The sequence below is a fragment of the Pseudomonas sp. B21-056 genome (genome assembly GCF_026016325.1).
Taxonomy (GTDB): Bacteria; Pseudomonadota; Gammaproteobacteria; order Pseudomonadales; family Pseudomonadaceae; genus Aquipseudomonas.
In genome coordinates, this window is the sequence record NZ_CP087203.1 from 1,691,899 (window position 1) to 1,713,705 (window position 21,807).

General features: G+C 60.8%; 18 protein-coding genes. 8 read left to right on the plus strand and 10 right to left on the minus strand.

The window, feature by feature from the left end; all coding sequences use genetic code 11:
- Nucleotides 1–106: 106 nt before the first annotated feature.
- The 3 genes from LOY67_RS07570 to phhA all read right to left on the minus strand — a co-directional run bounded on the left by LOY67_RS07570 (nt 107) and on the right by phhA (nt 2,542).
- Nucleotides 107–1,300 (minus strand): amino acid aminotransferase, encoded by a 1,194-nt coding sequence (locus tag LOY67_RS07570; RefSeq protein WP_265066629.1) that lies wholly within the window; start codon nt 1,298–1,300, stop codon nt 107–109.
- Nucleotides 1,300–1,656, minus strand: coding sequence for a 4a-hydroxytetrahydrobiopterin dehydratase (locus LOY67_RS07575; RefSeq protein ID WP_013692526.1), 357 nt, complete (start codon nt 1,654–1,656; stop codon nt 1,300–1,302). The genes LOY67_RS07570 and LOY67_RS07575 overlap by 1 nt, the downstream gene beginning before the upstream one ends.
- Before the next feature lie 100 nt (nt 1,657–1,756).
- A complete protein-coding gene (phhA, locus tag LOY67_RS07580; protein WP_265066630.1) occupies nt 1,757–2,542 on the minus strand; it encodes a phenylalanine 4-monooxygenase in 786 nt (261 codons plus the stop codon).
- A 281-nt stretch (nt 2,543–2,823) separates the two neighbouring features.
- Between phhA and LOY67_RS07585 the strand changes: the two genes are divergently transcribed.
- The gene (locus tag LOY67_RS07585; protein WP_265066631.1) at nt 2,824–4,380 is read left to right on the plus strand and encodes a sigma-54-dependent transcriptional regulator; all 1,557 of its coding nucleotides are present in this window, start codon (nt 2,824–2,826) and stop codon (nt 4,378–4,380) included.
- Between the two features lie 51 nt (nt 4,381–4,431).
- Here LOY67_RS07585 and LOY67_RS07590 read toward each other — a convergent pair whose 3' ends face one another.
- The 7 genes from LOY67_RS07590 to vioA are packed head-to-tail and all read right to left on the minus strand — an operon-like array spanning nt 4,432 to nt 12,868.
- Nucleotides 4,432–7,938, minus strand: coding sequence for a glycosyltransferase family 2 protein (locus LOY67_RS07590; RefSeq protein ID WP_265066632.1), 3,507 nt, complete (start codon nt 7,936–7,938; stop codon nt 4,432–4,434).
- Nucleotides 7,935–8,687: a class I SAM-dependent methyltransferase gene (locus LOY67_RS07595; protein ID WP_047701668.1), complete on the minus strand. Its 753-nt coding sequence runs from the start codon at nt 8,685–8,687 to the stop codon at nt 7,935–7,937. Before LOY67_RS07595 ends, LOY67_RS07590 begins: the two co-directional genes overlap by 4 nt.
- A gap of 4 nt (nt 8,688–8,691) precedes the next feature.
- A complete protein-coding gene (locus LOY67_RS07600; RefSeq protein WP_265066633.1) occupies nt 8,692–9,471 on the minus strand; it encodes a phytanoyl-CoA dioxygenase family protein in 780 nt (259 codons plus the stop codon).
- Nucleotides 9,468–10,025, minus strand: coding sequence for a GNAT family N-acetyltransferase (locus LOY67_RS07605; RefSeq protein WP_265066634.1), 558 nt, complete (start codon nt 10,023–10,025; stop codon nt 9,468–9,470). Before LOY67_RS07605 ends, LOY67_RS07600 begins: the two co-directional genes overlap by 4 nt.
- Entirely contained in the window at nt 10,022–11,002 is a 981-nt protein-coding gene (locus tag LOY67_RS07610; RefSeq protein WP_265066635.1) for a hypothetical protein, read from the minus strand. The genes LOY67_RS07605 and LOY67_RS07610 overlap by 4 nt, the downstream gene beginning before the upstream one ends.
- Nucleotides 10,995–11,753 (minus strand): WbqC family protein, encoded by a 759-nt coding sequence (locus LOY67_RS07615; protein ID WP_265066636.1) that lies wholly within the window; start codon nt 11,751–11,753, stop codon nt 10,995–10,997. The genes LOY67_RS07610 and LOY67_RS07615 overlap by 8 nt, the downstream gene beginning before the upstream one ends.
- A complete protein-coding gene (gene vioA / locus LOY67_RS07620; protein ID WP_265066637.1) occupies nt 11,750–12,868 on the minus strand; it encodes a dTDP-4-amino-4,6-dideoxy-D-glucose aminotransferase VioA in 1,119 nt (372 codons plus the stop codon). The genes LOY67_RS07615 and vioA overlap by 4 nt, the downstream gene beginning before the upstream one ends.
- Before the next feature lie 459 nt (nt 12,869–13,327).
- Between vioA and LOY67_RS07625 the strand changes: the two genes are divergently transcribed.
- Genes LOY67_RS07625 through LOY67_RS07655 form a run of 7 tightly spaced genes read left to right on the plus strand, consistent with a single transcriptional unit; the run spans nt 13,328 to nt 21,747 of the window.
- A complete protein-coding gene (locus LOY67_RS07625; RefSeq protein WP_144928307.1) occupies nt 13,328–14,065 on the plus strand; it encodes a flagellar basal body rod protein FlgF in 738 nt (245 codons plus the stop codon).
- A gap of 49 nt (nt 14,066–14,114) precedes the next feature.
- Nucleotides 14,115–14,900 carry a flagellar basal-body rod protein FlgG gene (gene flgG, locus LOY67_RS07630; RefSeq protein ID WP_265066638.1) on the plus strand — a complete coding sequence of 262 codons (786 nt, stop codon included), beginning with the start codon at nt 14,115–14,117 and terminating at the stop codon, nt 14,898–14,900.
- A 52-nt stretch (nt 14,901–14,952) separates the two neighbouring features.
- A complete protein-coding gene (flgH, locus tag LOY67_RS07635; RefSeq protein WP_047701662.1) occupies nt 14,953–15,648 on the plus strand; it encodes a flagellar basal body L-ring protein FlgH in 696 nt (231 codons plus the stop codon).
- A gap of 60 nt (nt 15,649–15,708) precedes the next feature.
- Complete coding sequence (locus LOY67_RS07640) at nt 15,709–16,779, plus strand: flagellar basal body P-ring protein FlgI (protein ID WP_265067713.1); 1,071 nt, start codon at nt 15,709–15,711, stop codon at nt 16,777–16,779.
- Nucleotides 16,780–16,789: 10 nt separating this feature from the next.
- A complete protein-coding gene (flgJ, locus tag LOY67_RS07645; protein ID WP_265066639.1) occupies nt 16,790–18,091 on the plus strand; it encodes a flagellar assembly peptidoglycan hydrolase FlgJ in 1,302 nt (433 codons plus the stop codon).
- Nucleotides 18,092–18,101: 10 nt separating this feature from the next.
- Nucleotides 18,102–20,168: a flagellar hook-associated protein FlgK gene (flgK, locus tag LOY67_RS07650; RefSeq protein ID WP_265066640.1), complete on the plus strand. Its 2,067-nt coding sequence runs from the start codon at nt 18,102–18,104 to the stop codon at nt 20,166–20,168.
- Nucleotides 20,169–20,181: 13 nt separating this feature from the next.
- Entirely contained in the window at nt 20,182–21,747 is a 1,566-nt protein-coding gene (locus LOY67_RS07655; protein ID WP_265066641.1) for a flagellar hook-associated protein 3, read from the plus strand.
- The last annotated feature ends 60 nt before the right edge of the window (nt 21,748–21,807 follow it).

A 21,807-nucleotide genomic window follows, 5' to 3' on the forward strand; every position in this document is an offset into this window, starting at 1 on the left:
TGACACACCGCAGTGACTGATTTTGGGGCTGCTTCGCAGCCCAACGGGGATAAATCCCCTCGCCACAGATAAGTCCTTTTCCAACAGGGTTATGCAGGCACAGCTCCTACCTGCAAACGTCCGCAATCGCCTCGGCCAACCGGTCCAGGCGCGTTGCATCGATACCGGCCACGTTGGCCCGGCCCGTGCCGACCATGTACACGCTGTGGCGCTCGCGCAGCTGCTTGACCTGTTCCGGCGACAGGCCGGTGTAGGAAAACATTCCGCGTTGCACGCCGATATGGGCGAAGCGTTCCCGTAAGCCGTGGGGGTCGAGGGCATCCAGCAGGCCACTGCGTAGCTGGGCGATGCGCAGGCGCATGGCCTCCACTTCGTCGGCCCACAGGCTTTTGAGTTGCACATCGCCCAGGATTGTCGCGACCACCGCCGCACCATGATCTGGCGGCGTCGACCACAGGTTGCGGGCGATGTTCGCCAGTTGGCTGCGGATGTCCACCAGCTTGTCGGCGTCGCGGGCGCAGACGATCAATGCACCGGTGCGGTCGCAGTACAGGCCGAAGTTCTTCGAGCAGGAGCTGGTGATCAGCACCTCGGGCAATGCCTGGGCGAACAACCGCACCGCCCACGCGTCCTGCTCCAGCCCGTCGCCGAAGCCCTGGTAGGCGAAGTCGATCAGCGGCAACAGCTCACGACTGCGCACCACCTCCAGTACCTGGCGCCATTGGTCCTGGGACAGGTCGAAACCGGTGGGGTTGTGGCAGCACGCGTGTAGCAGCACCACATCACCTTTCGGTGCCTGGCCCAGGGTTGTCAGCATCGCTTCGAAATCCAGGCGATTGTCGCTGCCCACGTAGGGGTAGTGATTGGCCTTGACGCCAGCGGTGGCGAAGATGGTTTCGTGGATCGGCCAGGTTGGGTTGCTCAACCATACGCCACGGCCCGGCAGGCACTGGGCAATGAAGTCGGCACTCAGGCGCAGGGCGCCGGTGCCGCCCGGGGTCTGGGTGGCACCGGCGCGTTTTTCCGCGATCTGCAAGGCATCGGTACCCAGGACCAGCGCACTGATCAGCCGGCCGAAGTTGGCGTCGCCATGACCGCCGATGTAGGTCTTGGTGATCTGGCGATCCACCAGGTGCTGCTCGGCCTGTTTCACCGATTCAAGAATCGGCGTCAGGCCCTGGGCGTCCTTATAGACGCCCACGCCCAGGTCGAACTTGCTCGGGTTGCTGTCCGCCGCGTAGGCCTCCAGCAGGCCGAGGATCGGGTCGCCGGGCACCCGGCCGATGGCGTCGAAATGCATTACTTGCGGCCCTCGGCGGTCTTGGCCACGTCATCGGTACGCGCGGCCATGATGAAGTCGTTGCGGTGCAGGCCCTTGATGGAATGGCTCCACCAGGTCACGGTGACTTTGCCCCACTCAGTGAGCAGGCCCGGGTGATGGCCTTCGGCCTCGGAGATTTCACCGACGGCATTGGTGAATGCCAGGGCGTGCTTGAAATTCTTGAACAGGAAAACCTTTTCCAGCTGCATCACGCTGTCGCGCACTTCGATGTTCCAGTCCGGGATCTGCTTGATCAGTACCGGCAGTTCTTCATCGCTGACCTGTGGGGCGTCGGCGCGGCAGGCTTCGCAATGGGCTTGGTTCAGAGTGTTCATGATGTGTTCCTGTATCGAATATTTTAAAAGCGTCGATGGCTCCCACGCTAAAGCAAAGCCGCGTGGTGCAACAGACTCACTTGGGATCAAAAAACGCCATTCAGGCGGCTTTCGGCGGAAATTTCGGTGCGTGCAGGCCCAGTTCCCGACCGCGCTTGACCATGCCCATGATGTCTTCATGGGCCAGGTCGAACAGACGCTTGAGCTCTGGCAATACGAAATACACCGGTTGCAGGATGTCGATGCGATACGGCGTGCGCATCGCTTCCAGCGGATCGAAGGCCTGGTGCTCCGGCTCGTCCGACAGGCAGTACACGGTTTCCTTGGGCGAAGACAGGATGCCGCCACCGTAGATGCGTCGGCCCTGCGCTGTTTCCACCAGGCCGAATTCGATGGTCATCCAGTACAGGCGCGCCAGGTACACGCGTTCTTCCTTGGAGGCCTGCAGGCCGAGCTTGCCGTAGGTGTGGGTGAATTCGGCGAACCAGGGGTTGGTCAGCAGCGGGCAGTGACCGAAGATCTCGTGGAAAATGTCCGGCTCTTGCAGGTAGTCCAGTTCTTCCCGGGTGCGAATGAAGGTCGCCACCGGAAATTGTTTGCTGGCGAGCAATTCGAAAAAGGTCTGGAAGGGGATCAACGCCGGTACCCGGGCAACTTGCCAGCCCGTGGTGGCGCCCAGCACTTTGTTGATTTCGCCCAACTGCGGGATGCGGTCGTGGGGCAGGCCAAGCTTGTCGATTCCGTCGAGGTATTCCTGGCACGCGCGGCCTTCGATGACTTTCAACTGGCGGGTGATCAGCGTATTCCACACCGCATGTTCTTCGGCGGTGTAGTGGATAAAACCTTGCGCATCGGGCTCGCGGGCCACGTACTGCGTCTGCTTCATGCTGCTCTCCTGCTGATTTCCCTCGGGGGGAAGACGTGTTTGTTGTTATGTCCAGCGATGCGTTAGAGATAGCGCGAAGCAGGCGAATGTGCAGCGGGGCGGCGACGAGGTGTTCGGGTTGAACAGGGAATTTTTGTAAAATTTTCGTTACGGATTGGGTTGTGATCCGATGCTGGTTGGATTTCAAGCTAGGAAATGGCCTACAACTGTCACATAATCTTGACGGTTATTTGCACTCAGCCTCAGAAAAAATCCCTCACAACGAGCTCCCGGGCCTCCCTATGCGCATCAAAGTCCATTGCCAGAACCGCATCGGCATCCTGCGGGACATTCTCAACCTGCTGGTGGAGTACGGCATCAACGTTGCCCGGGGCGAAGTCGGTGGCGAGCACGGCAATGCGATCTACCTGCACTGCCCGAACCTGATCAACATTCAGTTCCAGGCGTTGCGGCCGAAATTCGAAGGCATTGCCGGCGTGTTCGGTGTCAAGCGGGTAGGGCTGATGCCCAGCGAACGTCGGCACATGGAGCTCAATGCGCTGCTTGGCGCCCTGGAATTTCCGGTGTTGTCCATCGACATGGGCGGTTCCATCGTCGCGGCGAACCGGGCGGCGGCGCAGTTGCTTGGGGTGCGGGTGGACGAGGTGCCGGGAATTCCGCTGTCCCGCTACGCCGAGGATTTCGACTTGCCTGAGCTGGTGCGCGCCAACCAGTCGCGCATCAATGGGCTACGGGTCAAGGTCAAGGGTGATGTGTTCCTGGCCGACATCGCTCCACTGCAATCGGAGCATGACGACAGCGAGGCCATGGCCGGCGCGGTGCTGACGCTGCATCGGGCCGACCGGGTCGGTGAGCGTATCTATAACGTGCGCAAGCAGGAGCTGCGCGGCTTCGACAGTATTTTCCAGAGCTCGAAAGTGATGGCTGCGGTGGTCCGCGAAGCCCGGCGCATGGCCCCGCTGGACGCGCCGCTATTGATCGAAGGCGAAACCGGCACCGGCAAGGAATTGCTGGCCCGGGCCTGCCACCTGGCGAGCCCGCGCGGACAGTCACCGTTGATGGCGCTCAACTGCGCCGGGTTGCCGGAGTCCATGGCCGAGACCGAGCTGTTCGGCTACGGCCCCGGTGCCTTCGAAGGCGCCCGTGCCGAAGGCAAGCTCGGCCTGCTGGAGTTGACGGCTGGCGGCACCTTGTTTCTCGACGGGGTGGGGGAAATGAGCCCGCGCCTGCAAGTGAAGCTGCTGCGCTTTTTGCAGGACGGCTGCTTCCGTCGGGTCGGCAGCGATGAAGAGGTGTACCTGGATGTCCGGGTGATCTGCGCGACCCAGGTGGATTTGTCCGAACTCTGTGCCCGAGGCGAGTTTCGCCAGGACCTGTATCACCGCTTGAACGTCCTGTCCCTGCACATCCCGCCGTTGCGCGAATGCCTCGATGGCCTGGCGCCGCTGGTGGAGCACTTTCTCGACCAGGCCAGTCGCCAGATCGGCTGTGCGCTGCCGAAACTGGCCCCGGCGGCAATGGACCGCCTCAGTCATTACCATTGGCCGGGCAATGTCCGGCAACTGGAAAACGTGCTGTTCCAGGCCGTTTCCCTGTGCGACGGTGGGAAGGTGAAGGCCGAGCACATCCGCCTGCCGGACTACGGCGTGCGCCAGCCCCTGGGCGACTTCTCCCTGGACGGTGGGTTGGATGAGATTGTCGGGCGATTCGAGAAAGCGGTGCTGGAACGGCTCTACTCCGAACACCCCAGCAGCCGGCAGTTGGGCAAGCGATTGGGGGTATCCCATACCACCATCGCCAATAAGTTGCGCGAATATGACGTGGGCAGGCCCGCATAGTGGCTCTTCAAAGCCGCGTGCACTGCCCCAGTCGTTTCGCCCGGATATCGGTCAGTCGGGTAACCATCCCTGAACCCAGCGCGCCGCGTAGGCGTCGTCGAAGACCCAGCTATTGATCACTTGCTCGCGCAGTCGGGCCGCTTGCTGCCGTGATGCGTCCCGGTCGGCCAGGTGGTCGCTGATCGCTTTCAACCATTGTTCCCGATTGTTCGCTACGCGCGTGATTGCAAGATCGGCCGGATAATCAGTGGTGTCGCTGCCGATCACACTGTAGCCGCAAGCGCCATATTGCAGATGCTGGAGCAGATTTGCGGTTTCTCGGGTCGGGCCGAAGCCTTGGGGGGCGAGGACGATATCCAGTTGGAGGCTGGCCATGACATCGGGATTGTCGTGAACGTCGTCATGAACCTCGTTGGCGAGCGGTCGCAGGTACGTCGGCACATCGCCCCAGAGTACCCACTCCACTTGACCTGCCAACACTTGCATCAGCTCAAGGATCAGGGGTTGGACGAAGGGCTGCGCCGGGTCGATGGCGCAGCCGATGCGAGGGATGCCAGAGGTCTGGCGCATCTGCGGCAGGTCGCGCCATTTGTGGCCCAGACGTGTTTCGAGGACGCGGATATCCTGGTGCAGCCCGGCACAGGCTTCTGCCATCGCAGGCGTCGCCACGATGATGCGGTCGACCAGGCTTGCCGCTTGTCGCAGTGACGTCAGCCACTGCGGGTTCTCCGGTGTCAACGTATCCAGTTCAAGGACCTTGAACGCTTTGGAGAGGACGCTGATGCGCTGCATCTGTTCCAGGCGTAGCGGGTCGTCCTGGTGCTGGAAGACGATGACATCGGGGTTATAGCGTTCCAGCGTCGTCGCCGGCAGCAGGCTGTTGTGGAGGCAACCTTCGATTTTTCCAGCGTCACGCAAGGCAGTGAATGGTTCGATGACGCGCTGGTTGGCGGTTTGTGCCGACTGCGCGGGATGAGCCAATACGACCGGAAGGGGTCGCCAGGTCAGCGGCCGCCAGGTCAGCTCATTGATGGCTTCCAGCTCAAAGCCACTGCCGCGCAATGACAGGTTGCTGTTGTAGGCGGGGTCAGTGGACAGGACGCTCAGCCATTTGCTCAAGGCTTGATCTTGTTCTGTGGCAAAGCGTTGCTCGTTGAACTCGCTCTTGTCGGCCTTTGACAAGGTTGCCCCGCCCTCATGCAAGAGCACCGCACGCGGTGTCCAGACGTTAAGGTAGCCAAGACTCTTCACCTTCAGACAAAGATCCAGATCGTTGCAGGTGATCTGGAACAGCGTTTCGTCCATACCGCCGGCTTCCAGATAGAGCGACGTGCGGATCATCATGCAGGCCGCGCTGACCGCGCTGGTATTCTGGTCGACCTGCAGACGCTGCAGATAGCCGCCGCCAGTGGCGGCCTGACCGATGAACGGGCTGCCGGCTGGACCGCGTAGCCCGGTGATCAGGCTTGCCTGCTGGATGGTGCCGGCCGGGGTAACCAGCTTGGCGCCAACAATACCTACTTCGGGGCGCAAGGCATGGTTGAGCAATTCGTCCAGCCAGTCTTCGCGGATGATTGCCGTATCGTTGTTCAACAATACCAGGTACTCGCCGCGCGCTTGGCTGGCCGCAAGATTGTTCATGGCGCTGAAGTTGAACGGATATGGGAAGCGGACGACGCGTATCTTGTCGCCGCCAATCGAATCCATCTCGCTCAGCCAGTTGAGCGCCTCCTCGGTCTGGCTGCAGTTATCGATCAGGATGATTTCGAAGTGCGGGTAGCGCGTCATCGACAACAGGCTTTCCACGCAGCGTTGCAGCAGCGTCAGCTGGTCCCGGGTAGGGATCAGAATCGACACCAGGGGCTGTTGGTCGTGACCATACTCGATGTGGTAATGCCTGCTCGGTTCCTGCCGGATCCTGGCGTTCGGGTAGCCGCGATTGTTCAGGTGCCGCTGCAGGGCATTGAGTTCGTCAGGGTTGTCGGTCAGTTTTGGTGTGTCGCAGACCACCAGCGGTTCGCTCAGGTGGCCAATGCCGTTCATGCCATCGGTGTCGATCAGTCGCAGGATCAGATCCAGTTCGAGCGCCGCGGGCACCTGTGGGTCGTAACCGCCGACTTGCAGGGCCTGCTCGCGTCGGATCAGCCAATGGTTGGCCAGGGTCAATGGCAAGCTCAACAGGTAATCGAGGTTGATGTCAGGTCGGAACACCGGGTTTGGGCCATCAGCCGAGCGATACATGTCATCGCAATAGATCATCCGGCAGCCTTCGGCACCGGGCAAGTCCAAGTCGAGCATCAACGTGCCGCCGGGCAAGAATTCTTCGCCGGCGGTCAGCAGCATGATCCAGTCGCTGTCATCCGTTTGCAGCGTTTCGTTCAATTCTCTGGCGCCTGGGTTGGCGCAGGTCAGCCAGCGCAGGCTGCCGGGCAGGCTGGCAGGCCCCTGCACAGTGCTCAGGACCGTCATGCGCAGCCTGATCGAGGTGCGCGATTGCCACAGCGCCACGCTTTCCAGGGTCTCGCTCAAGGCATTCATATCGCCCAGGGGATCGAGTATCAACAGCGTCAGGCTGGTTTGTCCGCTGAGTTGTTGGCGACGCTGATCCACCAGCTGTTGCTGGATTGGTGTGAGGACACGCTTGCGCAGCCAGTCCCTGACCGAGGGAACATGGCTGTCGGTTACCCGCTTGATGGCGGCCTGCTGAGTGATATCGAGAAAGCGTTCCAGCTGGGGCCAGAAGGCGTTCTCGATGTCCAGCCAACGCTTGCGAGCCTGCATCACCGTGGCGCGGGCGCGCTCCAGTCCGCCAGGCTCGTCAAAGAGTGCCGAACCGGCGTCACCGAATTGTTCGATGAACGGCTGGGTCTTGACGTGACCGCCGGGCATATAGACAACCGGGCAGCCGCAGAGCATGGCTTCGGTGCACGTTGCCGAGATTTCGTAACTGTAGAGCGTTGAAGCCGTTCGAAAAATCTGCGCCAGCTCGGCAAGGGTCTTCGGGTTGGCCAGGCTCAGGACTTCGATATCGCCCGGCAGTAGCGAGTAGTCGATCTTGGTTCTGTCGAAGCGGTGCAAATACAGGTAATTGCCGCTGCGCTGCACGGGATCGGTTGGCGGCGAGAACAGTTGCGAGTCGATGACTGGCAGCAGGAGCAGGTTATCGCTCTTGCTATTGCCACGAAAATCCTGGGTGTAATAGAAGAACAGGTCAGATTTCTGCGCGTTGATCGCACGGCCAGTGAGGAAACCTTCACGGTTCAGAATGTAGCGAGCCACGATCGGCGTACCAATCGGGTTGCCATCCATGACCTCGGAGTAGACCCCGATCGGCGCCAGGCCTAACGACAGATGGTGCCGGCGTACCTCGTCGGTAAGAATCGGCGTGCGCAGTTTCGGATTGACCTTGCATGGTGTGACATAGGCTTCGTAGCCGGCCAGATTCAGCGCATGGCACAGGTAGTGCAGCACGCACACCCCCGAGGAGGTCTCCCGATAGTCCGGAGCGGCGATGTAGTAGGGGTGACGCGGCTGGCCATGCAGAGATGGAGAGGTCATACGGTCGCCTTGGGGCTGGAGGGCTGTTCACAGATGACGAAGACACTGGCGCAAAGATCTGGATAGACCATGCCCAGGGCATGGCAGGCGTCCATGAAGCGGTCATCGATCAGTTGGGTTTCCAGCGCCTTGTCCAGCTGGAAGTTGGCCAGTGGCTTGAAGAACACCCCGCCGCGCTGGCTGACTCGCCAACCGGCACTGCGTACTTCGTGGTCCAGTGTGTCGAGGGTGTAGGTGACCCGATGGCCGTGCAGGCGTTCGCCTTCGGTCACTGCACTGTTATGTTCGATCAGGCCCATTTTGACAGCGATCTGGCGCGACGGTGCATTGGCGTTAGGCACGGCGATGAACAGGCGACCACCCGGGGCGAGCCAACTGTGAATGCGCTTGAGCACCGCCTGGCGGTCGTCGAGGTGTTCCAGCGTGTGGATCAGGAAGATGTTGGCGAAGCGTGGTGGCAGCTCGGCTTCTTCAAAGGTACTGCAGACGAAACTGACGCCTGAGCCGACCTTGTTCCGAGTGACTTCGATCAGGTCGCTGGCCGCTTCGATGACTGTCAGGTCGGCAAAGCGTTCGGCGAACAGGGCCGTGAAGGCGCCTTCGAAGCAGCCCATTTCCAAGGTCGGCCCCTCCGCCAGCCAGGGGCCGAAGCTGTCCAGCATATAGCGTCGCAGGCGCGAGTCGAAATCGTAGAAATAGCTGCGGTGAGCGTTATCTTGAAATTCTTTGTTGTAGTCGCGTGTGGACATGGCGTTATTCCTGGCTTTTCCTGTAGAAACGTTGTTCTTCAGGTTGGTACCACTCATGAAGGGTCGAGGGAGTGCGGGCATACCACCCCAGCAGTTGTTGCAGCGCCGGTGTCTGCGCGAGACAGAATTCGTCGCCAAGCGCCCGGCAATAGTCGAATTGCGGTTTGAAATGGCTGCGTGTGAACGTCAGTGTCAGGCAGCGTCGTGGCAGGTCGGTGCGGTTGACGCCGGCAGCATGCCAGATGCGTGAGTCGAACAAGTAAATCGAACCGGCACTGCCGAGGGCCTTGCGGGCCTGGGCTTCGAATACCTGAGGGTCGGGTTTTTCAGGTGCGGTATGCGAACCTGGCAGAAACAGGGTTGCGCCGTTGTCGGGGGTGAAGTCGTCGAGTAGCACCAGGGCCTGGGCCATCTGCATGGATTCGGCTGACCAGGAGCGCACGTCCCGGTGCACATTTCGCACATAGGCGTCGGTGCTGTTCAGGTTGTTCAGACCACCAAATGAATTGAGGATTGCTGCGCCGCCGAGCATATGTCGCAAGAGGTCGACGATCCCCCATCCGGCGAACCGGTCGAGCAGTTCGACGAAATGAGTGTCTTGAGCAAGGATATGGTGTGCGGTTTGCTCGGTCCTCTGGGTGATACCGTTTTCCAGCTGTACCCGACGGCAACGTTCTATGGCGCTGGCGAGGTCTTCACGCAACTGGCCGAGCAGCGGTTCCGTAATAAGGGACGGCAGGCAGGCGTAGCCGTTCGCTTGCAGCGCTTGTAAGGCCTGATTCATGGAGTGTCTCCCCGGGCGGCTTGCCAGGCACGGTACTCTTCAGCGCTTACGCCGAGCAGGATGCGGTCCCAGCGCTGGCCCTTGCGGTAGTACCACTGGCGCTGCACGCCTTCAATAACCCAGGGGGTCTTGCGGGTATAGGTCGCCAGGGAGGCGGCGTTGTACTCAATGATGGTAGTCGAGAGGCGGCTCAGGCCCAGTTCGTCGAAGGCGTAGCGCATCACTGTGGCAATCACGTCGGTGCCATGGCCTTGGCCGCGCAGGGATGGGGCACCGATCATCATGCCGTGTTCGGCTGTGCGGTTCTTCCAGTCGATGCTGACCAGGTTCGCCGTACCAATCAGGCCCTGGCCCTGAACCTCGATCCCAAAGCGCTGGTTGAGGGAGTCGCTCTTGAGGCTCAGCAACCACTCCCGTTGTGCTTCCCGTGAGGTGGGGAAATGCCAGCCGCCCAGGAGGCTCCAGAGAGCCTCGTCATTGGACCACTGATGCAGCAGCGGTAGGTCCTCGAGCTCCAACGCCCTCAGCAGGACGTGTTGACCTTGAATACTCATGATTTCCCCGTGTTCTGAAGGATGGCGTCGGCAAGACGATTCATGTCATCGACGTTGTATCGCTGGTCGATCGGTAGCGGTAGTAAGCATTCTGCCCAGTCTCTTTCTATGGTCGGCGCGGTGGCCGTACTTAGCACTTCGCGCCAATAACCAGGCACATAGATGTGTTGTTCCAGCAGTTGAGTACGCAGCCGGGTCGCCGTTTCGGCGGATTTGGCCAACAGCGGGTAGCACAGAGTGGCAACAGGCTGTGCGGGCCAACTGCAGAAGCGGTTGCAATGGTCCAGGCGTTGGCGCAGTTGCGCGAAGTTATCCATCCTCTGCCTGGCGATTTCCTGGTAATCGATGCTGTCGAGCACGCGGGCTGTGCTGGTGGCCATGGCTTTGATGCCGTCGTTCTCCAGTGCCTGTTCCAATGCCTGGAACACCGCATAGTGATCTTGAGGAGGGTCTTCGAGGCGACCCAGAAGCGCGCCGAAACGTGCCTGAGAGCGGCTGCTCTCGGCTTGCGGCAGATCAGCTGGCCCATTGACCAACCAGCCACCATCGGGAACGCCGACGAACTTGCGGGGTGAATACAGGGTCGCAATCCCGGGCAGCGGCACTGAAAACAGCGCCTGGGAATTGTCGACGATCAGTCGTTGACCGTAGCGTGCGGCAAGCACTGTGCCGATGTAGTCGGTCTTGAGTCCGAAGTAATTGACGAACAGCAGAGCCTCATCGGCCTCCAGGGGCGGGAAGACCGGCAATTCGAGCTGTTCGGAGAGTGCATAGCGCAACACCTCGATGCCGGATCCGTGCAGCACGTCCTGCATGACGTCGCATATGTAAAAAGGCAAATGAACCCGGCGCAGCTTGCGCGCCAATAGCAAAGCCTTGAAGGCTGAGCGGGCTGAGTTGAAGCCCACTGCCTGCGGATAAGGATGTTGCCCCTTACGCAGCTCCAGTTCGAAATAACCGCCGATGGCTTCAGGCACGGACAATTTCCCCGCATTTCGCCCAGGCGCCTACCGTTTGCGGATCGTTGTACATCAGGGCGTCGAGAATCGACAGACCGGGCACGAAGGGGTGTTCATCCGAACCCTGTCGATAGTCGGGTAAGGTAGGCTTGAGCAATTCAAGGGTGATACCCGCTTGCTGGAATGCCTCGGCCTGATAGAGATGCCCACCGTTGAAGGGATTGAGGTAATGGGTACCAGTGCTTGCCTGAACCACTTCAAGGACCCGGTCCTGGGCTTTGCTGTCGGCGGAAATCGGCAGGTCGCTGGAACGGGTGATCGGGGTTTGCAGCCCGATCAGGCTGCAGCAGGCCCGTAATATCCGTTCGTTGAGCTCGGCAATGCTTCGGGCTGGCGCGACCAGCAGCGCTTCCAGCCACGCCAGCATGCGTGAAACGTGAGGTGCGCGGCGATAGGCGAAGCTCAGCTGGTTGAGAATATCGCCAGGGTCGAACGCCTCGGAAATGCGCTTCTCCATGATTTGCTGCGTGTGACTGCCCTTGGTCAACGGCACCCGAAACCACTTCGGTTCCTGGCCCAGTAGATAACGGTTGCGTTCGATCCAGCCGTTCTTGATGAACTGCACATTGTCATAGATGACAAAGCAATCGACCGCGGCGATCAGTTGGAAGTAACCCAGGTAGGGCAGGAAATAAGGTTGCATCAGGGCAATCCGATGCTGCCGGTCCGCTGCCGCGGCGCAGGCATTCGAGGTGTGGGCCAGGCTCATGCCACCCGGGCCTTGAGCAGCACCTCGATGATCTGCTCCTGGGCCTGCGGATCGAGGTCCGGATAGATCGGCAGGCATAGCACCTGGCGGGACACCTCGTAGGCATTCCCCAACTGAGAAAGATCCGAACTGGGAAGGCCGCGGTACATCGGGAATTCGCTGATGAGGGGGTAGAAATACCGGCGTACCAGGATGTTTTCTGCGCGGTAACGGTCGTACAGCTCGTCCCGACTTACCCCGAAACGCTCACCGTCGACCAGGATCGGACAATAGGCATAGTTCCAGTCCAGCCCCTGCGGTTGCTCCAGCAGGCTGATACCGGCGATGCCTTTCAGCGCCCTCTGGTAGTACTCGAACACTTTTTTGCGACGACCGAGGGCCTCGTCGATGTGGCGCAACTGCATCACGCCGAATGCCGCCTGCAGCTCGTTCATCTTCCCGTTGATGCCGGGAGCCATGACCGTTACTTCATCGGCAAAGCCGAAGTTCTTCAGGTAATCGATGCGGCGCTTGATCTTTGCGTCAGGGCAGATGATGGCGCCGCCTTCGAAGGTGTTGAATACCTTGGTGGCGTGGAAGCTGAGAATCGACAGGTCGCCGTTGTTGAGAATGCTCGCGCCATTATGGCGGACACCGAACGCATGTGCGGCATCGTAGATGACCTTGAGTCCATAGGTGTCGGCGACGGCCTGGATGCCCTCGACATCACAGGGAATGCCATAGCAATGAACGGGCAGAATCGCCGAAGTGGCCGGGGTGATGGCTTCGGCTATACGTTGCGGATCGAGGTTCTTGGTGACCGGATCGATGTCTACGAACACCGGCTTGAGGTTGTTCCACAGCAGCGAGTGAGCCGTAGCGACGAATGAATACGGTGTCGTGATGACTTCACCGGTAATACGTAGCGCCTGTAGGGCCGTCACCAATGCCAGGGTGCCATTGGAAAACAGCGAAATATGCTGGACACCGAGGTATTCGGCCAGCTCCTGTTCCAGTTGTTCGTGGAAGGGACCACCGTTGGTCAGGCGTTTACTGTCCCAGATCCGCTGCAGGTAAGGGATGAACTCCTCCAGAGGCGGGAGGAGCGGGCTGGTAACGGTGATGGAGTTGGCCATGGGTACACTGCTCGGGTTGACTAAAAAATGGCACGCAGCTCGAGAGTCCTTTCGGTCTGGCATGTTACCGCCGTCAATATCGACGGTCGCAACGCCATGAAACCGGCAACTGGCTCTTGATGTGTGGATTCCAGCAAAAAATCGGCCAACTCCTCGGTAAGGGCCGAACGCTGCCTAAAGGGTGGAGGCAGGCTTGCTTGTGATTGAGCCTCATGCGCGGTGATCGATACAGGTGACGCCGCCGCTGTCGTGAGCAAGCTGTGAGGCTGACTCTTGCCACTTACCGGCATGTCACCGCCGGTTTTTCGTCTTCGATACATTTCCTTCTTCCCCGCAAAAACCCTGCAAGTCCTTTGTTTGCCTGGGCTCGAGCCGCCAGAAAAAAGTTGGTCTGCAAATTGCTTATGGCTGAGCAGTACAGCAGTGGGCGGCAAACGTCCGGCATGCAGAGGAACGACAGTGGACAAGTACCTTTATGTGGCAATGACCGGCGCCAGCCAGAACGCACTGGCGCAGCGGGCCCATGCCAACAACCTGGCGAACATCTCCACCAATGGCTTTCAGAAAGACTTGGAGCAGGCACGTTCGATGCCGGTGTTCGGCGACAGCTTTCCGGCGCGGGCGTTTGCCATGTCCGAGCGGCCTGCCACCGACTTCACTCCGGGCGCTCTGGTGCAAACCGGTCGCGATCTCGACGTGGCGGTCAGCGGGCCGGGCTGGATGGCCGTGCAGAACCCTGACGGCGGTGAAAGCTACGTGCGCACCGGCAGCCTCAATGTCGACGCCCTGGGCGTGCTGCGGGCCGGCAACGGTATGCCGGTGATGGGTAACGGCGGTCCTATCGCCGTGCCGCCGGAGCAGAAGATCGAAATCGGCCAGGACGGCACCATCAGCATCCGTGCCATGGGCGAAGGCCCACGCGTGATGGCTGAAGTGGACCGCATCAAACTGGTCAACCCGGACCTCAAGAACATGACCAAGGGCCTGGACGGTTCCATCCGTACCAAGGACGGCCAGCCGGCACCGATCGACGCCAACGTGCAACTGGTGTCGGGGTTCCAGGAAGCGAGCAACGTCAATGCTGTGGACGAGATGACTTCGGTGCTGGCCCTGGCCAAGCAATTCGAGCTTCACGTGAAAATGATGAACACCGCCAAAGAAGGCGACGAGGCCATGGCTCGGGTCTTGCAGATCTAACCATTAATTAAAGCGTCGCGCCGAAAATCAGGCGTACGAGGAGAATCGAATGCTTCCGGCTCTGTGGGTTGCCAAAACAGGTCTGTCCGCCCAGGACACCAACCTGACCACCATTTCCAACAACCTGGCGAACGTTTCGACCACGGGTTTCAAACGTGATCGTGCCGAATTCCAGGACCTGCTGTATCAAATCAAGCGCCAGCCCGGTGCCCAGTCGACCCAGGACAGCGAACTGCCGTCGGGCCTGCAAGTGGGTACCGGTGTGCGCATTGTCGGCACGCAGAAAAACTTCACCGCCGGCAGTTTGCAAACCACCGAGCAGCCGCTGGACATGGCCGTCGACGGTCGCGGTTTCTTCCAGATCCTGCAGCCGGACGGCACCACGTCGTATACCCGTGACGGTACCTTCCACCTCGACTCCAACGGCCAGATTGTCAACGCCAGCGGTTTCGCCCTGGAACCGGCCATCATCATCCCGAACGATGCCCAGACCTTCACCGTGGGCCGCGACGGCACCGTGTCCATCACCGTGGCGGGCAACCCGGCCGCCCAGGTGATCGGCAACCTGCAGACCGCCGACTTCATCAACCCGGCCGGCCTGCAAGCGGTGGGCAACAACCTGTTCCTGGAAACCGCTGCCAGCGGCGCGCCGCAGATCGGCACCCCGGGTTTGAATGGTTTCGGCACCACGCTGCAGAACACCCTGGAAACCTCCAACGTGAGCACCGTTGAGGAGATGGTCAACATGATCACCACCCAGCGCGCCTACGAGATGAACTCCAAGGTGATCTCCACTGCCGACCAGATGCTTTCGTTCGTTACGCAGAATCTGTAATCACTTCTATAGGGCGGCCCCAGGGGCGCCTGCAACACCGAGAGGTAGGGTCATGAAACGCTTTGTATCTGTACTGGCACTGAGTGGGATCACCGCGCTTGCGGGGTGTGTCGCGCCAACGCCCAGGCCCAATGACCCGTACTATGCTCCGGTGTTGCCGCGCACGCCGTTGCCGGCCGCCGCCAACAATGGCTCGATCTACCAGGCCGGTTTCGAGCAGAACCTGTACAGCGACCGCAAGGCGTTCCGGGTCGGTGACATCATCACCATCACCCTGAACGAGCGGACCCAGGCGAGCAAGAACGCCAACTCCCAGGTAGACAAGACCAGCAACACCAGCGTCGGCCTGACGTCGCTGTTCGGTTCCAGCCTGACCACCAACAACCCGATCGGCAGCAACGACCTGAGCCTCAACGCCGGTTATGGCTCCGACCGGGCCACCAAGGGTGACAGCAAGTCCGGCCAGAGCAACAGCCTGACCGGCTCCATCACCGTGACCGTTGCTGACGTGTTGCCCAACGGCATCATCGTCGTGCGCGGCGAGAAGTGGTTGACGCTCAACACCGGTGACGAGCTGGTGCGCATCGCCGGCATGGTTCGCGCCGACGACATCGCCACCGATAACACCGTTTCTTCCACCCGTGTGGCGGATGCGCGCATCACGTACTCGGGTACCGGTGCCTTTGCCGATGCGAGTCAGCCGGGCTGGTTCGACCGTTTCTTCCTCAGCCCGAAGTTCCCTTTCTAGGTGGCCCAGTTGAATCTTAAGCGGTTGAACCTCAAACAGCTGTTGGTCGGTGCGTTAGTGATGACGGCAGCCTTCAGCGCTCACGCCGAGCGTCTGAAGGACATCGCCAGCATTTCCGGTGTGCGTTCCAACCAGTTGATCGGCTACGGCCTGGTCGTGGGCCTGAACGGCACCGGTGACCAGACCACCCAGACTCCGTTCACCCTGCAGACCTTCAACAACATGTTGTCGCAGTTCGGCATCAAGGTGCCGGCAGGTTCCGGCAACGTCCAGTTGAAGAACGTCGCTGCCGTGTCGATCAGTGCCGATCTGCCGGCGTTCGCCAAGCCCGGCCAGCAGGTGGATATCACCGTGTCGTCCATCGGTAACTCCAAGAGCCTGCGCGGCGGCACCTTGCTGCTGACGCCCCTCAAGGGTATCGACGGCAACGTCTACGCCGTTGCCCAGGGCAACCTGGTGGTGGGCGGTTTCGACGCCGAGGGGCGCGACGGTTCGAAGATCACCGTCAACGTTCCGTCGGCCGGTCGCATCCCTGGCGGTGCGTCGGTGGAACGTGCGGTGCCGAGCGGTTTCAACCAGGGCAACAGCCTGACGCTGAACCTCAATCGCTCCGACTTCACCACCGCCAAGCGCATCGTCGACAAGATCAACGACATGCTCGGCCCAGGCGTGGCCCAGGCCATCGACGGCGGCTCGATCCGCGTCACCGCGCCCCTGGATCCGAGCCAGCGGGTCGACTATTTGTCGATCCTGGAGAACCTTGAGGTCGATCCGGGCCAGGCAGTGGCGAAAGTCATCATCAACTCGCGCACCGGCACCATCGTGATCGGCCAGAACGTCAAGGTTTCGCCGGCCGCCGTGACCCACGGCAGCCTGACGGTGACCATCACCGAAGATCCGATCGTCAGCCAGCCGGGCCCGTTGTCCAACGGCCAGACCGCCGTGGTGCCCCGTTCGCGGGTCAATGCCGAACAGGAAGCCAAGCCGATGTTCAAGTTCGGCCCGGGCACTACCCTGGATGAAATCGTCCGGGCGGTGAACCAGGTCGGCGCGGCACCGGGCGACCTGATGGCGATTCTCGAAGCCTTGAAGCAGGCCGGCGCGTTGCAAGCCGACCTGATCGTGATCTGAGGATCGAACCATGGATATGCGCAAGGGCGCTTTGATCAGTGGGGATTCAGGTTCTTACTCGGACCTGAACCGCTTGAACCAGCTCAAGGTTGGCGACAAGAACAGCGACGGCAACCTGCGCAAAGTGGCCCAGGAATTCGAGTCACTGTTCCTTGGCGAAATGCTCAAGTCCATGCGTTCGGCCACCGAGGCGTTGGGCAAGGACAATCCCATGAATACGCCTGAAGCCAAGCAGTATCAGGAAATGTACGACCAGCAGTTGGCCGTTTCCATGTCCCGCGAGGGTGGCGGTATCGGTCTGGCGGATGTCCTGTTGCGCCAAATGTCCAAGAACAAACCGGTGGCGCCGGGCGAAGCGGCCGCGGCATCGGCTGCCAAGCAGCAAGCAGCGCTGGACAAAATCAAGGCGGTGCCCACCCCGGTGGCTGCCGGAACCCTGCCCACCGACGGCCCTTTGTCGCGCATCAACGGCCAGCGCCCGCTTTGGGCCTCGCGGGCCGTCAGTGCGCCGCAAGAGGCGGGCGAGGGCGGCCATCGCAACGACATGGAATTGCTCAACCAGCGCCGCCTGGCCTTGCCGCCGAAACTGGCCGACCGCCTGCTGGCCGGGCTGGTGCCTTCGGCATCGACCAATGCCAATACCGATGGGTCGACGCAGAACATCCGCTCGGATCGCGCCGCCACCAAGTCCGCCACTGGCGAAATGGCCAATGGCGACTGGCTGGCCGCGCTCAAGGCTTCCGAGTCGGGCGGGGATATGCAGGTCTATGGCCGCGCCGTGGCACAACCACCGCTGGCACCGGCCCGCAAAGCCTTCCGCGATGCCGACGAATTCGTCAACGCTATGTTGCCAATGGCCAAGGAAGCGGCGGACCGCATCGGCGTCGACCCACGTTACCTGGTGGCCCAGGCGGCCCTGGAAACCGGTTGGGGCAAATCGGTCATGCGCCAGCCTGATGGCAGCAGCAGCCACAACCTGTTCGGCATCAAGGCCAGCCAGAACTGGAAGGGCGATTCGGCGCGGGCGATCACCAGTGAGTTCCGCAATGGCGAGATGGTCAAGGAAACGGCCGAGTTCCGTTCCTACGCCTCGTACCGCGACAGCTTCCATGACCTGGTCAATCTGCTGCAAAGCAACAGTCGCTATCAAGATGTGCTGAAGTCGGCCGATAACCCGGAACAGTTTGTACGCGAGTTGCAGAAGGCCGGTTACGCCACTGACCCGCACTACGCCAGCAAGATTTCGCATATAGCCCGGCAGATGACCAGTTCCCAGAACTACGCATCCGCAGGCGCCACCACGACTTTATAAGGTCTGAACCATGAGTTTGCTCAATATAGGGATGTCGGGTCTGTCAGCCAGCCAGACCGCGTTGGTGACCACGGGTAACAACATTGCCAACGTCGATACCGCCGGGTATTCGCGTCAGCAGACCGTGCAGGCCACCAAGGCCTCCAATCAATACGGCAACGTGTTCATTGGCTCCGGCACGACCCTGGCCGACGTGCGTCGGGTCTACAACTCCTACCTTGAAGCACAGCTGAAAACAACCACCTCGCTCAACAGCGATGCGGCGGCCTTCCAGGGCCAGATCACACCCCTGGACTCCCTGCTCTCGGACAGCGGCACCGGCCTCAACGGCGCGCTGACCAAGTTTTTCGCTTCGGTGCAGAACGTCAATGCCAAGCCGGGCGACGATGCATCCCGTCAATTGCTGCTCAGCGATGCCCAGGCCTTGAGCAACCGGTTCAACTCGATTTCCAGCCAGTTGACGCAGCAGAGTGACAACATCAACGGCAACTTGTCGAACATGGTTGATCAGGTCAATGACCTGGCCTCCACCATTGCTCAGTTGAACAAGAAAATCGCCGAGGTCTCCAACACGGGCGGCCAGCCCAATGACCTACTGGATTCCCGTGGCGAAGCCATTCGCCAGCTGTCGACGTTCACCGGCACCCAGGTCGTGGAGAACGGCAGCAGCCTGGACATCTACCTGGGCTCCGGCCAGCCGCTGGTGATGGGCACTATCGTCAATACCCTGCAGGCCGTACCGGACAAGAACGATCCGGGCCGCATGGGTATCCAGCTCAACAGCGGCTCCAGCTCCATGGACCTCACCTCGGTGCTCACCGGTGGTGAAATCGGCGGCCTGATGCGCTACCGCAGCACCGTGCTCGACCCGGCCATGAACGAACTGGGCCGCGTCGCCCTGGTGGTCGCTGACCAGATGAACACGGTGCAGGCGTCGGGCATCGACATGAACGGTGCCTTTGGTTCCAATCTGTTCAACGACATCAACAGTGCCGCGCAGGTCAGTCAGCGCAGCGTTGCCGCACTGACCAACAGTGCAGGTTCCGGCAATTTCAACGTGGCCATCACAGACGCCGGCCAACTGAGCACCAACGACTACAAAGTGACGTTTACCAGCGGCACCAACTACACCGTCCAGCGCCTGCCCGATGGCTCGTCGATGGGCGCGTTCAGCACCGCGACCACGCCGCCACCGGTAATCGACGGCTTCTCGATGACCTTTGCCAACGGCACCGCGGCGGCCGGCGACTCGTTCAAGATCACGCCGACCCGCAACGCGGCGGGCAATATCAAGACCGAGATGACCGACTCCAAGCGGTTGGCGATCGCTGCGCCGCTGGGTGCCGCCATCGCGGCGGGCGGCAGCGGCACGCTGACCATTCCGGCCAGCGGCCAGCCGACCCTGACGACCAACCTGGATATCTACGACGCGGCGACGACGACCGTCATCCAGAACGGCATCAAGACCTCCATGCCGGTCAAGGTGTTGTTTGGGGCGACCTCAGCCGATGGCACCAGCCAGGCTTACCAACTGCTCGATGCCCAGGGCAACACACTCAGCGCTGGCACGATCACCCCTGGTCAAAGCAACACGTTGAATCTGAGCGTTCCGCTGAAAGACGCCAGCGGCAACCCGATCATGGATTCGTCGGTGCCGCCGGTGCAGCGCACCGTCAGCTTCGCGATGTCCATCGCCGGAGCACCGTCCAACGGTGCCGCCATCAACGTCAGCGTCAGCAAGGCGGGTAGCCTGGACAACCGTAACGGCACCATCCTGGCCGGTTTGCAGACCGCCAAGACCGTCGACACCGGTTCCTCCAGCGGTGGTATTTCCCTGAGTGATGCCTACGGCAAACTGGTGGAAGGCGTAGGTTCCAAGGCTGCCCAGGGCAAGCTCGACAGCGCTGCCACCGGCGCGATCCTGAACAACGCCAAGAACGCCCGCGACTCGCTGTCAGGCGTGGACCTGGACGAGGAAACCGGCAACCTGGTCAAGTTCCAGCAGTACTACACCGCGTCTTCGCAGATCATCAAGGCGGCGCAGCAAATCTTCAGCACATTGATCAACAGTCTTTAAGGAGCCGTAGCCCATGCGCATTTCTACCTCTCAGTTCTACGAAAGCACGGCTGCGAACTACCAGAAGAACTTCGCCAAGGTGGTCAAGACCAGCGAAGAAGCCAGCAGCCTGGTGCGTGTGAACACCGCCGCTGATGATCCGGTGGGCGCTTCGCGCCTGCTGCAGTTGGGCAACCAGGCTTCGATGCTTTCCCAATATGAAACCAACGTCACCACCATCAAGGCAACTTTGGGCACGACCGAAGCGGTCATGACCAGTATTGGCAATGTGCTGCAGCGCGCCAAGGAATTGGCCGTGAGTGCCGGTAACGCCGCTTACACCGACTCGGACCGCAAAGCGGTTGCCTCGGAATTGGGCTCGATCGAAGAGCAGCTGCTGAGCCTGATGAACACCAAGGATGAAAACGGCAAATACATCTTTGCCGGTTCCAAGGGCGATGTCGTACCGTTCACCCATAACGACGATGGCAGCTACAGCTACAACGGTGACCAGGTCACCCTTGACCTGCCGATCGGCGACACCATGACCATGGCCACCAACAGCACGGGTTGGGATGCGTTCCAGCAAGCCATCAACACCAGTCGCAGCCAGGTCACCATGACCGCGCCGGCGGTGGATGACGGGCGTGTCGTGCTGACCAACGGCCAAGTGTCCTCCAGTGTGACCTACAACAGCCAGTTCCGCAGTGGCGAGCCGTACACCGTGGAGTTTGCCAGCGGCACCCAGTTGAAAATCACCGATTCGAGTGGCAATGATGTGACCGCCGAAGCCAGCAAGGGCGGGGTCATCGAGCCGAACAACCAGACCGGGCAGACGGTGAGCTTTCGTGGCGTAGACTTGACATTGAACGTCAACCTTCAGGCGGGTGATGTTGCCGGCACGGTCTTGCCTGGCCATACGTTCACCCTGGCCGCCAAGCCCGACTCGTTCGCTCCGGCCCGCAGCCCGGGCAATACCACCGCAACCCAGATCACCGGTAGCGCAATCACCGATCCGGTGGCGTACCACGCCAGCTTTCCGACGGGGTCGGCGGTGCTGAAGTTCACCAGCGCCACGGATTTCGATCTGTACGCCGCGCCACTGACTGCTGACAGCAAACCGGTGTCCAGCGGCACGCTGGCGGGCAACGTTGCCACTGCATCCGGTGTGAGTTTTACCCTCAACGGTGCCCCGGCCGCCAACGATCAGTTCAGCATCGCGGTCAATACCCATGAGACGCAGAACATCCTGGACACCGTGAGCCAGTTGCGGACGGCTTTGAACACGCCAGCCGATGGCGACAACATCGCTATCCAGAAACTGAATGCGGCATTGGCTTCGGGTATTGGTAACCTGGCCAGTGGCACCGACCAGTTGACCAGTGCACTGAGTTCGGTCGGCGGCCGCGGGCAGGCGCTCGATACCCAGAGCGATACCAATCAGAGCTTTGTCCTGGCGAACTCGCAAACCCAGTCTGCAATCCGTGATTCCGATCCGGCCGAAGTGATGACGCGCCTGACCTTGCAGCAGACTATGCTGCAGGCGTCGCAGTTGGCCTTCAGCAAGATCGCTCAATTGGGCTTGTTCAACAAAATGTGATTCAGGCAGGGACCGTGACGCTATAAGCGGTCCCTGACTCGTTCCTCTATACGATCCAGG

Bases quoted from the DNA above. Each gene is read 5' to 3' on its own strand.
- LOY67_RS07590 (WP_265066632.1), bottom strand. From the start codon at position 7,938: ATGACCTCTCCATCTCTGCATGGCCAGCCGCGTCACCCCTACTACATC.
- LOY67_RS07605 (WP_265066634.1), bottom strand. From the start codon at position 10,025: ATGAGTATTCAAGGTCAACACGTCCTGCTGAGGGCGTTGGAGCTCGAG.
- LOY67_RS07615 (WP_265066636.1), bottom strand. From the start codon at position 11,753: ATGAGCCTGGCCCACACCTCGAATGCCTGCGCCGCGGCAGCGGACCGG.
- flgK (WP_265066640.1), top strand. From the start codon at position 18,102: ATGAGTTTGCTCAATATAGGGATGTCGGGTCTGTCAGCCAGCCAGACC.
- LOY67_RS07575 (WP_013692526.1), bottom strand. From the start codon at position 1,656: ATGAACACTCTGAACCAAGCCCATTGCGAAGCCTGCCGCGCCGACGCC.
- flgH (WP_047701662.1), top strand. From the start codon at position 14,953: ATGAAACGCTTTGTATCTGTACTGGCACTGAGTGGGATCACCGCGCTT.
- LOY67_RS07570 (WP_265066629.1), bottom strand. From the start codon at position 1,300: ATGCATTTCGACGCCATCGGCCGGGTGCCCGGCGACCCGATCCTCGGC.
- LOY67_RS07595 (WP_047701668.1), bottom strand. From the start codon at position 8,687: ATGTCCACACGCGACTACAACAAAGAATTTCAAGATAACGCTCACCGC.
- LOY67_RS07585 (WP_265066631.1), top strand. From the start codon at position 2,824: ATGCGCATCAAAGTCCATTGCCAGAACCGCATCGGCATCCTGCGGGAC.
- LOY67_RS07655 (WP_265066641.1), top strand. From the start codon at position 20,182: ATGCGCATTTCTACCTCTCAGTTCTACGAAAGCACGGCTGCGAACTAC.
- LOY67_RS07600 (WP_265066633.1), bottom strand. From the start codon at position 9,471: ATGAATCAGGCCTTACAAGCGCTGCAAGCGAACGGCTACGCCTGCCTG.
- phhA (WP_265066630.1), bottom strand. From the start codon at position 2,542: ATGAAGCAGACGCAGTACGTGGCCCGCGAGCCCGATGCGCAAGGTTTT.
- flgG (WP_265066638.1), top strand. From the start codon at position 14,115: ATGCTTCCGGCTCTGTGGGTTGCCAAAACAGGTCTGTCCGCCCAGGAC.
- flgJ (WP_265066639.1), top strand. From the start codon at position 16,790: ATGGATATGCGCAAGGGCGCTTTGATCAGTGGGGATTCAGGTTCTTAC.
- LOY67_RS07640 (WP_265067713.1), top strand. From the start codon at position 15,709: ATGACGGCAGCCTTCAGCGCTCACGCCGAGCGTCTGAAGGACATCGCC.
- vioA (WP_265066637.1), bottom strand. From the start codon at position 12,868: ATGGCCAACTCCATCACCGTTACCAGCCCGCTCCTCCCGCCTCTGGAG.